14 protein-coding genes are annotated in these 16443 nt (G+C 69.1%); 6 read left to right on the forward strand and 8 right to left on the reverse strand.

The features are described from left to right. Positions 1-141 precede the first annotated feature (141 nt). The 4 genes from M2317_RS14090 (at position 142) to M2317_RS14105 (ending at position 5356) form a co-directional block, all read left to right on the forward strand. Positions 142-987: a carbohydrate ABC transporter permease gene (locus tag M2317_RS14090; RefSeq protein ID WP_429461590.1), complete on the forward strand. Its 846-nt coding sequence runs from the start codon at positions 142-144 to the stop codon at positions 985-987. A 1-nt stretch (position 988) separates the two neighbouring features. Then, on the forward strand, positions 989-1882 hold the full coding sequence (locus tag M2317_RS14095; protein WP_429461175.1) for a carbohydrate ABC transporter permease: 894 nt from the start codon (positions 989-991) through the stop codon (positions 1880-1882). Between the two features lie 35 nt (positions 1883-1917). Further along, entirely contained in the window at positions 1918-4950 is a 3033-nt protein-coding gene (locus M2317_RS14100) for an alpha-mannosidase (RefSeq protein WP_429461177.1), read from the forward strand. A gap of 133 nt (positions 4951-5083) precedes the next feature. After that, positions 5084-5356, forward strand: a complete 273-nt coding sequence (locus tag M2317_RS14105; RefSeq protein ID WP_429461179.1) for a GlsB/YeaQ/YmgE family stress response membrane protein — start codon at positions 5084-5086, stop codon at positions 5354-5356. A 36-nt stretch (positions 5357-5392) separates the two neighbouring features. On the opposite strand, the gene M2317_RS14110 is transcribed toward M2317_RS14105, so the two are convergent. Both M2317_RS14110 and M2317_RS14115 read right to left on the reverse strand, forming a co-directional pair. Further along, complete coding sequence (locus M2317_RS14110) at positions 5393-6670, reverse strand: RNA polymerase sigma factor (RefSeq protein ID WP_429461181.1); 1278 nt, start codon at positions 6668-6670, stop codon at positions 5393-5395. A 1-nt stretch (position 6671) separates the two neighbouring features. Further along, positions 6672-7097 carry a YciI family protein gene (locus tag M2317_RS14115; protein WP_406246277.1) on the reverse strand — a complete coding sequence of 142 codons (426 nt, stop codon included), beginning with the start codon at positions 7095-7097 and terminating at the stop codon, positions 6672-6674. Between the two features lie 191 nt (positions 7098-7288). On the opposite strand from M2317_RS14115, the gene M2317_RS14120 reads away from it, so the two are divergent. Continuing rightward, positions 7289-9256: a TPM domain-containing protein gene (locus M2317_RS14120; RefSeq protein ID WP_429461183.1), complete on the forward strand. Its 1968-nt coding sequence runs from the start codon at positions 7289-7291 to the stop codon at positions 9254-9256. Positions 9257-9412: 156 nt separating this feature from the next. Here M2317_RS14120 and guaA read toward each other — a convergent pair whose 3' ends face one another. The 6 genes from guaA to M2317_RS14150 form a co-directional block, all read right to left on the reverse strand. Next, positions 9413-10990: a glutamine-hydrolyzing GMP synthase gene (guaA, locus tag M2317_RS14125; RefSeq protein WP_429461185.1), complete on the reverse strand. Its 1578-nt coding sequence runs from the start codon at positions 10988-10990 to the stop codon at positions 9413-9415. Next, a complete protein-coding gene (locus M2317_RS14130; protein WP_429461186.1) occupies positions 10987-11514 on the reverse strand; it encodes a DUF3817 domain-containing protein in 528 nt (175 codons plus the stop codon). The genes guaA and M2317_RS14130 overlap by 4 nt, the downstream gene beginning before the upstream one ends. A gap of 62 nt (positions 11515-11576) precedes the next feature. Further along, on the reverse strand, positions 11577-11846 hold the full coding sequence (locus M2317_RS14135) for an HPr family phosphocarrier protein (protein WP_429461188.1): 270 nt from the start codon (positions 11844-11846) through the stop codon (positions 11577-11579). 48 nt (positions 11847-11894) lie between these two features. Then, a complete protein-coding gene (locus M2317_RS14140) occupies positions 11895-13940 on the reverse strand; it encodes a PTS fructose transporter subunit IIABC (RefSeq protein WP_429461190.1) in 2046 nt (681 codons plus the stop codon). 20 nt (positions 13941-13960) lie between these two features. Further along, positions 13961-14905, reverse strand: coding sequence for a 1-phosphofructokinase family hexose kinase (locus tag M2317_RS14145; RefSeq protein WP_429461192.1), 945 nt, complete (start codon positions 14903-14905; stop codon positions 13961-13963). After that, a complete protein-coding gene (locus tag M2317_RS14150) occupies positions 14902-15699 on the reverse strand; it encodes a DeoR/GlpR family DNA-binding transcription regulator (RefSeq protein ID WP_429461193.1) in 798 nt (265 codons plus the stop codon). Before M2317_RS14150 ends, M2317_RS14145 begins: the two co-directional genes overlap by 4 nt. A gap of 123 nt (positions 15700-15822) precedes the next feature. Between M2317_RS14150 and M2317_RS14155 the strand changes: the two genes are divergently transcribed. Then, positions 15823-16425, forward strand: a complete 603-nt coding sequence (locus tag M2317_RS14155) for a glyoxalase (RefSeq protein ID WP_429461195.1) — start codon at positions 15823-15825, stop codon at positions 16423-16425. Positions 16426-16443 lie beyond the last annotated feature (18 nt).

Below are 16443 nucleotides of genomic sequence, written 5' to 3' on the forward strand. Positions count from 1 at the left end.
CGCCGCCCGCCGGCGCCCCCAAACCCCCCCCCGCGGGGGACTCCCCCCCCCCCCCCCCCCCCCCGGGGGGGGGGGGGGGGGGGGGGGGGGCCCCCCCCCCCCCCCCCCCCCCCCCGCGGCCCCGGCCTCGCCCTCGTCCGCCTGCTGCCGCTCGTTCCCGCCGTGCTGCTGCTGGCCGCCTTCATGCTCGGCCCGATCGTCTATTCGCTGTACGGCTCTCTCACCGACCGCGCATTGACCGGCCCGCGCGCCGCGAACCCGCAGTTCATCGGGCTCGACAACTACATCGAGCTGTTCGGCTCCGCCGACTTCTGGAACGCACTCGTCCTCACGGTCGTGTTCGTCCTCGCATCCGCCGTCATCGGCCAGAACGTGCTCGGGATGCTCCTGGCCGTGCTCATGCGCACCTCTTCGACGGTCGTGCGCTCCCTCGTCAGCGGAATCGTCGTCCTCGCCTGGGTGCTTCCCGAGATCGTCGCGGCATTCGCCCTCTACGCCTTCTTCTCGAAGGACGGCACGCTCAACGCGGCGCTGAGCTGGTTCGGCGCTGAGCAGACCGCTTGGCTCTACCACCTCCCCATGCTGTCGGTCATCATCGCGAACATCTGGCGGGGGACGGCGTTCTCGATGCTCGTGTACAACGCGGCACTCGCCGAGGTGCCGCCCGATCTCATCGAGGCCGCGACCATCGACGGCGCATCCGCCTGGCAGCGATTCACCCAGGTGACGCTGCCTGTGATCCGCCGTTCGATCTCCACCAATCTCCTGCTGACGACACTCCAGACCCTGGGGGTGTTCACCCTCATCTGGGTCATGACCGGTGGCGGCCCCGGCACAGCCTCCGCGACGCTGCCCGTGCTCGCATACCAGGAGGCGTTCAAGTTCGCCCAGGTCGGGTACGGCACGGCGATCGCCACCGTCACCCTCCTCATCGGCGCGGTGTTCTCCATCATCTACATTCGAGTGCTCAAGCCGGAGGTGGACTGATATGGCCTCGCAAGCAATGACGGAGACGCGCACGCTCCTCACCCGAGGGAGCACATCGCTCAGCGTGTCGGCGCCGCGCAAGCGCGCTCAGACGGTGACGATGTCCCTCATCCTGAGCGTCATCGGCGTGCTCTTCCTCGTCCCGCTCCTGTGGGTCGTCTTCGCCTCGTTCGACGCGAATGCCACCGTCTCGATGCGGATCCCGGAGACCTGGACGCTCGAGAACTACACGAGCGTCATGACCTGGGAGCTCGCGTGGCTCCCGCTGCTCAATTCAGTGCTGATATCGCTCGGCACGGCGGTCATCACGGTCATCGTCTCGCTGCTGGCGGCCTATCCGCTCTCGCGGTATGCGGCGCGCTACCAGAAGCCGTTCATGTACGCGATCCTGTTCGGCACTGGCCTGCCGATCACGGCCATGATGGTCCCGGTGTACTCGCTGTTCGTGGCCTTCGGCATCCTCGATTCCACGTGGGGCGTCATCGTCTTCATGTCGGCGACGTCCCTGCCGATGGCGATCTGGATGCTGAAGAACTTCATGGACTCGGTGCCGATCTCCCTCGAGGAGGCGGCCTGGGTCGACGGCGCCAGTTCGATGCAAGCGCTCGCGCGCATCGTCGTTCCCCTCATGAGGCCCGGCATCGGCGTGGTGTTCATCTTCGTGTTCACGGGCGCCTGGGGGAACTTCTTCGTCCCGTTCGTCCTCCTGTTCACGTCGGATCGTTTTCCGGCCGCCGTATCGATCTTCAACTTCTTCGGGCAGTACGGCACGATCGCGTACGGCCAGCTCGCGGCCTACTCCGTGCTGTATGCCGCGCCGATGGTCATCCTGTACGTCATCGTCCAGAAACTGTCCGGCTCGTCCTTCGCACTCGCCGGTTCCGTCAAGGGCTGACCCGGTCCTCTCCTCTCAGAAAGCTCTTCATCCTCATGCATGACCGTTCTCGCCTTGCCCTCCTCCGCGTCGACCGCTTCATCCGCGAGCGACTGCAGCCGCACGTCTATCGCGCATCCGCACCGATTGCGGCGACGCGCTGGGAAGCGGCCGGCGAACCCGTCTCCTTCGCCGAGGCCGCGGAGGGCGTGTACTCTCCGATCGCACCAGGCGATCTCTGGGGGCGCCCCTGGGGGACGACCTGGTTCCGCGTACGCGGTTCCGTACCGGAGTCGTGGCGAGGGCCGGACGGATCCCTGCCTCCGCGTACGCGACCCGAGGTCGTCGTCGACCTCGGATTCACCCAGGGCCAGCCGGGTTTCCAGTGCGAAGCCATGGTGTGGGATGTCGCCGGCCGGCCGGTCCGAGGAATCGCGCCGCTCAACAATGCCGTCGCGGAAGCCGTGGACCAGGCGGGCGATATCGATGTGTACATCGAGGCGGCCTCCAATCCGGATGTCGGGAGCCTCTTCACATTCGATCCGACCCCGGTCGGCGATCTCGCGACCGTCGGCACCGCGCCGATCTACACGCTCCGCGAACTCGACGTGCGCCTGCGCGACCTCGAGGTGACCGACCTGCTTGCCGACACGCTCGCACTGCGCGGTCTCGCCGAGCAGTTGGACGACGGCTCCCCTCGGCGCGCCGAGATCCTCGTCGCACTGGAGCGGATGATCGACCTCGTCGACCCCGATGACGTCACCGGGACCTCGACCTCCGGGCGCGAGGTTCTCGCCCCGGTGCTGGCGAAGCCGGCATCCGCCTCCGCTCACACTTTGCATGCCGTCGGCCACGCGCACATCGATTCCGCCTGGCTGTGGCCGGTGCGCGAAACCGTCCGCAAGGTGTCGCGGACCTTCTCGAACGTCCTGTCGCTCATGGATGAGGACCCCGACTTCGTCTTCGTCGCCTCGAGCGCGCAGCAGTATGCGTGGATCAAGGAGTACTACCCCGACCTGTTCGACCGGATCCGCGCCCGCGTGGCCGAGGGCAGGTTCATCCCGGTGGGAAGCATGTGGGTCGAATCCGACACCAACATGCCCGGCTCCGAGGCGATGGCGCGCCAGTTCGTCGCAGGCAAGTCCTTCTTCCTGCGCGAATTCGGGATCGACACACCAGAGGCATGGCTGCCCGATTCGTTCGGGTACTCGGGTTCGCTGCCGCAGATCGCCAAGGCGGCCGGCATCCGCTGGTTCCTGACCCAGAAGATCTCGTGGAACGAGACGAACAGATTCCCCCACCACACGTTCGACTGGGAGGGGATCGACGGCACGCGGCTCTTCACGCATTTCCCACCTGTCGACACCTACAACTCCCGCGTGACGGCCGATGAGCTCGCCCACGCCGAGCGCAACTTCGCCGACAAGGGGCGCGCCACGGTGTCGCTCCTTCCGTACGGCTACGGCGACGGCGGCGGCGGGCCGACGCGCGAGATGACCGCGGCTGTCTCCCGCACCGCATCGCTCGAAGGATCGCCCCGTGTCGTGCACAGCACCCCACGAGCCTTCTTCGAGGCCGCCCAGGCCGAGTACCCCCGGCCGGAGGTCTGGTCGGGCGAGCTCTACCTGGAGTTCCATCGCGGTACGTACACGAGCCAGCTCGCCACGAAACAAGGCAACCGGCGCAGCGAGCATCTGCTGCGGGAGGCCGAGCTCTGGGCCGCGACGGCGACCGTGCGCCTCGGCATCCCCTATCCCGCGGAGCGGCTGCAGCGGGTCTGGGAGACGGTGCTGCTGCAGCAGTTCCATGACATCCTCCCCGGGTCGTCGATCGCCTGGGTCTACCAGGACGCCGAGCGCAACTACGCGTTCGTGGCGCGTGAGCTCGAGGAGATCATCGACAGCAGCCTGCGCGCTCTTGCCGGGGACGGCGACCGGACGCTCATCGCGAATGCCTCCCCGCACGCCAGACAGGGCGTCCTCGCTCTCGGCGCCGCTGTTGCGGATGGCGGCGAGGACGCTGCGCCGCGCCGCGATGGTGCCGCCGGATGGGTGCTCGACAACGGCATCGTCCGCGCGACGGTGGACGACCGCGGCCTGGTCGTCTCAGCCGTCGACCTTCGCACGGGACGAGACGTCGTCGCCCCTGGTCGGGCCGCCGGCTTGCTTCAGCTGCACCGCGACACTCCGACGCAGTGGGATGCCTGGGACGTGGACGTCCACTATCGCAACACCGTCACCGACCTGACGGAGGCCGTGTCGATCGCGGTCGAGGGCTCGGCCATCGTCGTCGAGCGCCGGTTCGGTGCGTCGACGGTGATCGAGCGGATCAGTCTGCGCTCCGGCTCGCGCGTCCTGTCGTTCGCCCTGGAGCTGGACTGGCACGAGAAGCAGAAGATGCTCAAGTTCGCCTTCCCGCTCGACCTGCACACCGACCGCGCCACGTCCGAGATCCAGTTCGGACACATCGAGCGGGCGACGCATACGAACACATCGTGGGATGCCGCACGGTTCGAGACCGTCGCGCACCGGTGGATCCGTGTCGCCGAGCCGGACTTCGGGGCGGCGATCGTCAACGACTCGACCTACGGCCACGACATCACCCGCGAACAGCGCGACGAGCGCGGCGGCACGATCACGATCGCCCGACTGTCGCTCATCCGCTCCGCACTGTTCCCCGACCCGACGCAGGACGAGGGCTCCCACGTGGTGCGGGTCGGCCTCGTGATCGGCGCGGATGTCGCCACGTCGGTCGCCGAGGGCTACCACATCAATCTTCCCCCGCGTCGTGTCGCGGATGCCGGGGTCGATGCGATCGAGCCGCTCATGCGCGTCGACAACCCCGGAGTCGTCGTCGAGGCGGTCAAGCTCGCCGAGGACGGCAGCGGTGACGTGGTCGTGCGCCTGTACGAGGCGCTCGGCACCCGGGCGCACGCGACTCTGACCGCCGGATTCTCCTTCACGGATGCGCGGCAGACCGACCTGCTCGAGCGCGACGTCAGCGCCGACGGCTCCGCTGTCGCCGATGACGGCGTGCGGCTCGACCTGCGCCCCTTCCAGATCGTCACCATCCGCTTCAGCCGCGCCTGAGCCCGACACGGCTCTCGGCGAAGCATCGAACGGCCCGTCCCCTCGGAGGCGGGTCGTTCACGTTGTCAAGGGGTTGCCGTGAAGTCGCGCCCCCGCGAGTCTGGGGACACCGACTACAGAAAAGGAGCACACCATGAGCTTCCTCGGATTCCTCCTGCTCGGACTCATCGCTGGCGCGATCGCGAAGCTGATCCTGCCCGGCAAGCAGGGCGGTGGCTGGTTCGTCACTCTTCTCCTCGGCGTCGTCGGAGCGATCCTCGGCGGTTGGCTGGGCAGTCTGCTGCTGAATCGCCCGCTGACCGAGTTCTGGGATCTCGGCACCTGGTTGCTCGCCATCGGCGGCGCGATCATCGTGCTGCTGATCTACGGGCTCATCGTCGGCCGCGGCCAGAAGGTCAACGACTGACCCAAGCCCGACGCACGGGACGGACTGCGCTATCGCTCAGCCGTGTGCTTTGGCCTCCAGAATGGCGCGTTCGCGGTCGTTGCCCGCCAGTCGGGCGGCGACCGCGAACTCCGCGCGCGCCTCGGCATCCCTTCCCATCCGCCGCAGGAGTTCGCCCCGGGTGGCCGGCAGCAGGTGGTAGCCCTTCAGAGCTCCGGATGCCGCGAGCCGGTCGATCTCGCGCAACGCGGATGCGGGGCCCGTGGCCATCGCGATCGCGGCGGCGCGGTTGAGATCGACCACCGGTGACGGCGCGATCCGGCCGAGGGCCTCGTAGAGCACGACGATGCCGTCCCAGTCCGTCTCGTCGATGGATGCGGCGACGGCATGGCACTCCGCAATGGCCGCCTGCAGGCCGTATGCGGTGCGGGCGCCGAGAGCATCCGCGCGGGCGAGCGCCGTACGACCGGCTGCGATGCGCCCTCGGTCCCAGCGGCGGCGGTCCTGATCGGCGAGCAGCACCGGATCGCCCTTCGCGTCCACGCGTGCGGGGAAGCGCGCCGCGGTGAGCTCCATGAGAGCGAGGACGCTGTGCGCATCGCGGTGCTTCGGCAGCAGTGCCACGAGGACGCGCGCAAGACGGATCGCCTCGAAGCTGAGCTCCGGGCGCATCCAATCCGGACCACTCGACGCCGAATGCCCCTCGTTGAAGATGAGGTAGAGCACGGCGAGCACGGCGCCCAGGCGCGCGGGCTGCTCTTCCCGCGCGGGCACCTCGAACGGCACGTTCGCGGCAGCCAGGGTCTTCTTCGCCCGAACGATGCGCTGCTGCACGGTCGCGGTCGGGATCATGAACGCGCGCGCGATCTCCTCGCTCGACAGCCCGGCGACGACGCGGAGCGTCAACGCCACCTGCGCCTCACGCGAGAGTACCGGGTGGCACGAGATGAAGACGAGCCGGAGCACGTCGTCATCGATCTCGTCCGGGTCCCAGGGGTCGGCGTCGACGGCATCCGCCTGTTCGCGCTCGAGGTCGTGCGCGATCGCGGCGACGCGGTCGTCGAAGCGCTCCTGTCGACGCCAGGCATCGATCGCCCGTCGCTTCGCCACGGCCGTGAGCCAGGCCGCCGGGTTGCGCGGGACCCCCTCGGACGGCCACTGCTTGAGCGCCTCGACGAGCGCCTCCTGAGCAAGGTCCTCGGCCAGCGAGAAATCCCCGACCATGCGGGTGAGGGTCGCGGTGATCTTGGCGGACTCGATCCGCCACACGGCGGCGAGGGCGCGCTCCACGTTCTCCGCGGAGTGCGCCCTCGGCGCGAGCGAGCTGTCGGACATGTCAGCCCTGGGCGCGCTGCGCCTGCTCCTCGCGCCAGCCCTCTTCCTTCTGGATCCATTCGTTGTCCTCGGGGAAATCGCTCATCTCGGTGACGCGACGCACCTCGAGGAACGCGCCGGCTCCGAGCGGTGCGCGCTTGGCCCACTCGACGGCCTCTTCGCGAGACGAGACCTCGATGATCCAGAAGCCGTTGAACAGCTCCTTGGTCTCGCCGTAGGGGCCGTCCGTGACGAGCGGCGTCTCGGCGGAGTAGTCGACGACGAAGCCCTCGGCGGCATCGGTCAGGCCTTCGCCCGCGACGAGCACTCCCGCCTTCATCATCGACTCGTTGTACTTCCCCATGGCCTCGATGATCTGCTCGAAGGGGATCTCCTGATACGCCTCGACGCCGGAGTCGTCCGCGCGCATGATCAGCATGTACTTCATGATGGTTCTCCTCGATCGTGGGGCCGTGTTCCGACCCTCTCACTGAAGACGTCGAACGGGAAGACGCCGGATCGACACGGCATCCGAAAAACTTCTGAGATGTGTCAGACCTCACGCGCGCCGAGCGCGACGCAGCCCCGTGGCATGATTGCCCGGAGCCGAATTGCCGAGGGGATGCGATGAAGAATCGGATGCGACGTTCGACTGTCGTGGGACTGGCCGCCGTGCTGAGCGGGTGCCTCATCGGCGGTGCCGCCGCCGCACACGCCGAAACGCCTCTCGACCTCGACGACGGGCACATCACGGACGTGTCCGGCGTGCTCAGCGATGCGGATGAGGCCCGACTCGAACAGCGGCTCGGCGAGCTCGCGGCCGCCGATGACCGCCCGGAGCTCTTCGTCGTCCTCGTTCCGGACTTCTCGGATCCGGGCAACGCCCTGACCTGGGCGGACGAGACAGCGCTGCGCAACAACCTCGCGCCGGACCAGTATCTGCTGGCGATCGCCACGGACGGCCGCAGCCTCGCCATATCGGCGGAGTACGGCGACGGCGGCCCCGAAGCAGGACCGCTTTCCGAGGCGCGCGTGCTCGACATCGAGGACGAACTCGGCGCTTCCCACCTCGCCGACGAGGACTGGGCGGGGGGAATCGATTACGTCGCCGACGAGTTCGACACGGTCCCCTGGCCGTGGTGGGTCTGGTTGCTCGGGCTCGCCGGGCTCGCGCTGATCATCTTCCTCGTGACGCAGCTCGTCCTGTTCCTGCGACGCCGTGCGGCCCTGGCGGCTGAGCTGCGGACGCTGGAGGGCCAGAAGAAGCGCGCCGCGCGTCAGCTGGTGCAGACCGATGAGGCGGTGCGCACGAGCGAACAGGAGCTCGGCTTCGTGACGGCGGAGTTCGGTGAGGAGACGACGGCCGAGTTCGCCGCCGTTCTGACCGACTGCCGGTCCCGGCTGCAAGAGGCCTTCCAACTGCTCGAGAAGCTTCAGGATGCCGAGGAGGACAGCACTTCCGAGACCCGCTCCTGGACGGACACGATCATCCGGTTGTGCCGCGAGGTGGACAGCGCCCTCGAGGGGCGCAAGCGGGAGCTGGCATCGCTTCGGGCCCTGGCGGACGGAGCGGCGGAGACACTGGCCCGGCTGAGGTCCGAACGGGAAGCCGCCGCGGCCTTCGCGGGCGAAGCGACCGATCGTCTCGCTTCTCTCGCAACGGCGTTCACTGCCGCCGAACTCGCCGGTGTGGCGGACAATCCTGACGAGATCAGCGCTCGGCTGAATGCGGCCGACGTCCAGCTCGACGCTCTGCGGAAGGCCGTCGAATCCCGCAGACCGAAGGCCATCACCCCGGCCGTGCACGAGATCGAACGGCTGCTCGCCGAGGCGAAGGATCTTCGGGATGCCGTCGGCGCCGAGGCGGACGCGCTCGCCGCGCGGGCCGGGGCGCCGACAGGGACCAGCGCGATGGATGCTCCGGCAGAAGGCGCTGTCGAGTCACCAGCGTCGATGCTCGACAGGGCGAAGGCGGCCGTGAGAGCCGCCGAGCTCTCGGTGCAGGCCAGGCCGGGCCAGGTGGGCTCGTTCCCACTGAGCCGCCTGTACTTCGCCCAGCGGCAGCTGAGCGAAGCGCTCGCGGCCGGCGGAACCGATGACGCGGAGATTCGCGCGGCATCCGCTCTCGCGGCCGCGGAGCAGGTGCAGAGCCTCGTCGCCTCTCCCGTCGCCGCCGAGAGCCGACGGTTCGCCCGGTCCTCGCCGTCCACCGAGCGCACGGCCGTCATGTACGATCCCCCGTCCTCCGACACGAGCGGACGATCGGAATGGAAGCGCACGTACGCCTACGAGGAGGATGAGGGCCGTGGCGGGAAGGCCGTCTGGGGCGGCGTGGGCGGCGGGGCCGTCGGACTGGTCAGCAGCCTGAGCATCGCCGGCGACGAACCAGGGCTCGTCGTGATGTTCGTCATCGGCGGCGTCGTACTCGGCGCTCTCTCCGGCGCGTTCGGGCGCGGGGGCGATGGCGGCGGCAGCTCGTCCGGATGGGGCGGCTCGTCGCGTTCCTCGTCCTCGCGCTCCTCGTGGGGCGGGTCCTCGCGCTCGTCCTCGAGCCGTTCGTCCGGCGGAAGCCGCTCCTCCGGGCGCTCGGGCGGCCGCCGCTTCTAGACGTGTGCGGGCATCCCCGGATCGGATAAGCACCCGACGTCGGACGCAATTCCATCCACGCGTCCGACCCACGGGATCTCTCCGACGCCCGGGTTGCGCACGGGACGCGAAAACGACACAGGAGCGGATGCCGAGGCATCCGCTCCTGTGATCAGATCACTCCCACTCGATGGTCCCCGGCGGCTTCGACGTGACGTCGAGCACGACCCGGTTGACCTCGCGCACCTCGTTGGTGATGCGGTTGGAGATCTTCGAGAGCACGTCGTAGGGCAGGCGCGTCCAGTCGGCGGTCATGGCGTCCTCGCTGGACACCGGACGCAGCACGATCGGGTGGCCGTACGTGCGGCCGTCGCCCTGGACGCCGACCGAGCGGACGTCGGCGAGCAGCACCACGGGGCACTGCCAGATCTGCTGGTCCAGCCCCGCTTTGGTCAGCTCCTCGCGCGCGATGGCGTCGGCCTCACGCAGAAGCTCGAGGCGGTCAGCGGTGACCTCACCCACGATGCGGATGCCGAGGCCGGGGCCCGGAAACGGCTGGCGGCCGACGATCGCCTCGGGGAGTCCCAGGTCGCGTCCGATCTGACGCACCTCGTCCTTGAACAGGGTGCGCAGCGGCTCGATGAGCTCGAAGTCGAGGTCGTCGGGGAGGCCGCCGACGTTGTGGTGCGACTTGATGTTCGCGGTGCCCGTGCCGCCGCCGGACTCGACGACGTCCGGGTAGAGCGTCCCCTGCACGAGGAACTTGACCGGCTCGCCGGATGCCGCAGCCTCTGCGACGAGCTCGCGCTGCACCTTCTCGAACGCGCGGATGAACTCGCGCCCGATGATCTTGCGCTTCTCCTCGGGATCGGTGACCCCTGCGAGGAAGCCGAGGAAAGTGTCCGCGGCATCCACCGTGATCAGACGGACACCGGTCGAGGCGACGTAGTCCTGTTCGACCTGCTCGCGCTCGCCCTTGCGCAGCAGCCCGTGGTCGACGAAGACCGCGGTCAGCTGGTCGCCGATCGCCCTGTGCACGAGCGCGGTCGAGACGGCGGAGTCGACGCCGCCGGAGAGCGCCGAGATGACACGGGCAGAGCCGACCTGCTCGCGGATGCGTGCGACCTGCTCCTCGATGACGTTGCCGCTGTTCCAATCGGCGGCGAGACCCGCGGCCTTGTGCAGGAAGTTCTCGATGACCTCCTGGCCGTGATCGGAGTGCTTGACCTCGGGGTGCCACTGCACGCCGTAGAAGCACTTCTCCGTGTTGGCGAAGGCGGCGACGGGCGTCGCGTCCGTGGAGGCCAGCACCTCGAAGCCCTCCGGAGCCTTGGCGACCTGATCGCCGTGACTCATCCAGACGTTCTGCGTGTTCGGCTGTCCGCCGAGCAGGACTCCCCCGTCTCCGGTGAGCGCGGCATCCGTGGCGCCGTACTCGCGCAGGCCGGTGTTCGCGACCTCGCCGCCCAGCGCGCGCGCCATGATCTGGAAGCCGTAGCAGATGCCGAGGGTCGGGATGCCGAGGTCGAAGATGCCGCCGTCCAGTGCCGGCGCCCCTTCCTCGTATACCGACGACGGGCCGCCGGACAGGATCAGCGCAACCGGGTTCTGCGCCGCGATCTCGGAAGCCGTGACCGTGTGCGGGACGATCTCGCTGTACACGCCCGCTTCGCGGACGCGGCGGGCGATCAGCTGGGCGTACTGGGCGCCGAAGTCGACGACGAGCACGGGACGCTGGGCGGTGTCAGCGCTCATCGCGCGGCCTCCTGGGTTTCTGAGGTCGAGGCGGCGATGGCCGCCTCACGGGAAGCGAGGTAGATCTTCACCTCACGGGAGACCTTGGCCTCCATGAAGAACGACAGCAGCGGCACGATGCCGCCGAGTGCGAGCAGGATGAACCGCGGGAAGGCCCAGCGCATCAGACTCCACACCCGGAAGCACGCGAACAGGTACACGACGTAGAACCAGCCGTGCGCGACGAGCACGAACAGCGAGAGGTTCACTCCCCCGGCGGTCTGACCGGTGGATTCGAGGTCGCACCCCATGCCGCCGGGAACGAACAGCGAGTACCACTGGCATCCGTCGCCGACGATGACCGGTGCGAACCAGAGGAAGCCGCCCGAACCGCCGGCGAAGAGCTCGACATGGGTGGGGCTGTATTTGAGGATCATCTCGGCGAGCAGCAGCAGGAGCATGACACCGGTGATGATCGACGCGATCTGGTAGAACTTCAGCGCCCCGCGGATCTTCGGGAAGGAGGCGGCTTTCGGTTCGGGCATGGCGTCCAGTCTACCCGGGGACGGACGGGCATCCGGCGCGCCGGACACCCGCCCTCCGGCGGTCACTCCGCGTCGTGATCCGTCTCGAGCAGCGCCACGAGCTCATCGAGCGCCTGCTCCGCCCCATCGGCATCCGAGCGCAGCGTCACGACGGATCCCTGCGACGCGCCGAGGCCCATCAACGACAGGATGCTCCCGGCATTCAGCTCGGCGCCGCCGGCGGCGGAGATCGTGATCGGGATGCCCTTCTCCTGGACAGCCGCCACGAAGAGCTTCGCGGGGCGGGCGTGCAGTCCCTGGCTGCTGGCGATGGTGGCCTGTCGTTCGGTCATGTCAGTTCTCCTTCGGTGAATCGGTGATGGTTCAGTGGGTGCTGATGGTCAGGCGGCGACGGGCGCGGCCGTCGCCTCGCTGAGTTCTTTGGGCGCCACGAAGCGCTTCAGACCGACGACGGCGAGCGCGCTCACGATCGTCCCCGCAGCGAGCGCGATCAGGAAGCCCCAGATCGGATTGATCGCGAAGAACACGAAGATGCCGCCGTGCGGTGCGAGCGACTGCACGCCGAACAGCATGCTCAGCGCTCCGGTGATCGCTCCGCCCAGCATCGAGGCTGGGATGACGCGCAGCGGATCCGCCGCCGCGAAGGGGATCGCGCCTTCGCTGATGAACGAGGCCCCGAGCAGCCAGGCGGCGACGCCGTTCTCGCGTTCGACCGTCGTGAACAGCTTCCGATCGAGCACGGTCGATGCCAGCGCCATCGCAAGCGGGGGCACCATTCCGGAGCACATCACGGCCGCCATGATCAGGTACGGCGTCGGATTGTCCGCGGATGCCGCGGCGAGCCCCGCGGTCGCGAAGGCGTACGCCGTCTTGTTGACGGGTCCGCCGAGGTCGAAGCACATCATGAGACCGAGGATGACGCCGACGACCACGATGCCCGAGGTGCCGGCGAGACCGGTCAGCCAATCGTTGAGCAGCTGCATCAGCGATGCGATGGGGCGCCCCAGGAACAGCAGCATCAGCCCGGATGCCACGATCGACGCGACCAGCGGGATGATCACGACGGGCATCAGGCCGCGCAGCCAGCGCGGCGCGTCGATGCGCCCGATCGCCCACGCGACGTATCCCGCGAGGAGGCCGCCGATGATGCCGCCGATGAAACCGGCGTTCATGAGCACGGCCACGGCACCGGCGACGAATCCCGGCGCGATGCCCGGCCGGTCGGCGATCGCGAACGCGATGTATCCGGCGAGCGCCGAGACGAGGAAGCCCATCGAGGTGGCGCCGATGACGTACAGCACCGAACCGATGTACTGCCCGAGCCCGCCGGCCGGAAGCGTCCACAGTGCGTTCTCGAGGACGACTGTGAACGCCTGATTGTCCTGGTTGACCTCGTAGCCGCCGAACAGGAACCCGAGAGCGATCAGCAGACCGCCGCCCGCGACGAACGGGATCATGTAGCTGACGCCGGTCAGCAGGATCCGCTGGATCCGGGCCGCGGCCGACTGCGGAGCGGCCGCGGATGCCGAGGCCGTGCGTGCGCCGCTGGCCGCGGAGACGCGGGCGGCCGACGGGTCCTTCGATGCGGCGATGGCCTCGGCGATGAGCTGCTTCGGCTCTTCGATGCCGCGCTTCACGCCGGAGCGCACGACCGGCTTGCCTGCGAAGCGGTCCTGCTCGCGCACGTCCACATCGACTGCGAAGATCACGGCGTCGGCCTCCTCGATCACATTCTGCGGCAGCGCCTTGTACCCGCTCGAACCCTGCGGCTCGACGACCAGGTCGACGCCTTCCGCGCGTCCGGCGGCAGTGAGCGCATCCGCAGCCATGAAGGTGTGCGCGATGCCGGTGGCGCACGCGGTGACGGCGACGATGCGCGCCCTCGGTGCGGTGACGGCCGTGGCGGCGGCCTTCGGCGCGGTCGGGGCTTCGGCTGCGTCGGCGGGCTGAGCGGCGGCGGCCGCGGCATCCGGATCATCGCCGATGGCGGCGTCGACGATCGCGACGACGTCCTGCGGCGTCCCTGCGGCGCGCAACGCGCCGGTGAAGTCGTCCTGCATGAGACTGCGTGCGAGCTTCGAGAGCATCGCCAGGTGCGCCTCGGCGGCGGTGTCGGGCGCCGCGATCAGGAAGACGAGGTCGGCCGGCCCGTCCGGTGCCCCGAAATCGACCCCGGGACGCAGCCGGGCGAACGCCAGCGACGGGGTCGTCACCGTCGCGCTCTTGGCGTGCGGGATGGCGATGCCACCGGGCAGGCCGGTCTCGTCCTTCTCCTCGCGCGCCCAGGCATCGGCGAACAGCTGCTCGGCGCTGCCCGCGCGGCCCTGCGCGCTCACGAGTTCGGCGAGAGCGCGGATGACGGCGGCTTTGTCTGCGCCGAGGTCAGCGTCGATGCTGACGAGTTCGGCGGTGATGGTCTCGGACACGATGACCTCCAGTGGTGGGATTACAGGGATCGGACAGGGATGGCATCCGTGCCGAGATCGGCAGGTGCCGGTGCTTGCGTGCCGCCCAGGGATGCGGCAGCGGCTCCGTAGCGGATCGCGGAGCGCAGGCGATCCGCGGCATCCGCGCCGGACGCGTCGGCGATGAGGTAGCCGGCGAGGGAACTGTCGCCTGCGCCGACTGTGCTCGCGACGCGGATACGGGGGGCGCCGGCGGACCAGGTGCCATCGGCCGTGGCCAGCACGGCGCCGGCACCGCCGAGCGTCACGAGCGCCGCGGCGACGCGGTCGGGGACGATCCTGCGCGCCGAGACGTGCGCGGACGCGATGAGATCCTTCTCCGCGGGCTTGGTGGTGCCGGTCAACTCGGCGAGCTCGTCCTCATTCGGCTTGATGAGGTCCGCTGCCCCGTGCGCGACCACCGCGCGCAGGGCTCCGCCGGACGTGTCGACCGCGATGCGCGGTGCGTCCGTCGCCCACCGCGCCCGAACCGCCGCGATCACGTCGACGTAGAACGTGTCGGCGACGCCGGCCGGAAGCGAGCCGGCGAGCACGAGCCAGTCCGCCTCGCCGCTCGCCTCGACGACCGCGGCGATCAGTGCGTCCGCCTCATCAGCGGTGAGCGCGGCACCGGGCAGATTGAGCTTGGTCGTCTCTCCGAGCGGGTCGGTGATCGCCGTGTTGGTGCGCACATGGTGCGCCACGAGGACGGCGCGGATCGGGATGCCGGAGGCCTGCAGGACTCCGCGGTACGGGTCATCCGCCGCGATCGGCAGGACGGCGACCGTGTCGAGCCCTGCGGCGGCGATGGCACGCGAGACGTTGACGCCCTTGCCGCCGGCATCCTCGCGCAGCGCCAGCGCCTGCTGCACTTCGCCCGGCCGAAGCGCGGCGGCGAGCGTGATCGTCCGATCGAGTGCGGGGTTCGCGGTCAGGGTGACGATCATGCGAGCCACACCTCGACTCCGGCATCCCGGAGCGCCGCGGCGAGCTCGCCGGGCGGGTCGGCGTCCGTGACGAGAACGTCGATGTCGCTCAATGCGGCGAAGCTGACCAGCAGATCGGTCTCGTGCTTGCTCGCGTCGGCGACCACGATCACGCGGCGGGCGGCGCGCACGATGGCGGACTTGACGGATGCCTCGTCCGGATCCGGCGTGCTGAGACCGAAGGCAGCGGAGACGCCGTTCGTTCCGACGAACGCCACATCCGGACGCAGCCGTCCGATCGCGGCGACGGTGTCCGCACCGACGGCTGCGGCTGTGATGCCGCGGATGCGTCCACCGATCACGCTCAGCGAGACGCCGTCGGCCGCCGCGAGCGTCGGGGCGATCGTCAGCGAGTGGGTGACAGCCTCGATACGCTCCTGCGCATCGCCGTGGCGGGTGCCGAGCCGTCGGGCCAGCTCGTCGGCGACGGCGGCGGTGGTCGTACCCGCGTCGATGAACACCGACCCTCGGAAGTCTTCGCCCAATGCGGTCAGTGCCCGCGCGGCGATGGCGCTCTTCGCCTGGCCCCGGCTGCCGGCCCGCTCGAGGACCGTCGATTCGCGCATGCTGTCGGCGCCCTTCGCGACGGCGCCGCCGTGCACTCGGACGAGAACGCCGGTCTCCTCGAGCGCTGCGAGGTCCCGCCGGACGGTCTCGGTCGTGACGTCGAATCGACGAGCGAGATCGACCACGGCGATCCGTCCCTCAGCGAGGAGGATCTGCTCGATCGCCTGCTGGCGCTCCATTGCGTACATATCGACTCCATTGCCCGTGAACGATTCCCACAGAGTACAACACAAACCAACATAAACACAACCAGCACGATGGGTCAGGAATCGAGAAGCGCACCTCCGCCTCGCGCTCGTAGCGTGAAGCACATGAACAGCATCGACACCCTCACCCTCGAAGTCGCCGACCTCGCGGCGGCTCAGAACTTCTACTCGCGCGTCTTCGGCCTCGGAGATCGCCTCCGCCTGCGCGAATCGGATGCCGCGACCGCCGGGTTCCGCGGATTCACGCTCTCGCTGATCGTCGCCCAGCCCGCCGACGCCGTGCTGCTGCTGGATGACGCGATCGCCGCCGGCGCCACGGTCCTCAAGCCGGCCGCGAAGTCGCTCTGGGGCTTCGGCGGTTCCGTGCAGGCTCCGGACGGCGCCGTGTGGAACATCGCGACCTCGAGCAAGAAGGACGTGAAGCCTGCGAGCCGGACCATCGACGACATCGTCCTGCTGCTCGGCGCCGAGAACGTCGCCGAGAGCAAGCGGTTCTATACCGAACGCGGCTTCGCCGTGAAGAAGAGCTTCGGCAGCTACGTGGACTTCGACACTCCGGAGGGCTCGATCGGCCTGGGCCTGTACAAGCGCGCAGCTCTCGCGAAGTCGGCGGGGATCGCCGCCGATGGCGGCGGCTCGCATCGCCTGGTGATCAACGGGACCGACGCCGAGATCACCGATCCGGACGGTTTCGCCTGGGCCGTCTGACCCTGGTGCACGACGGAG

It is taken from the genome of Microbacterium sp. ZKA21 (assembly GCF_050434165.1).
Taxonomy (GTDB): domain Bacteria; phylum Actinomycetota; class Actinomycetes; order Actinomycetales; family Microbacteriaceae; genus Microbacterium.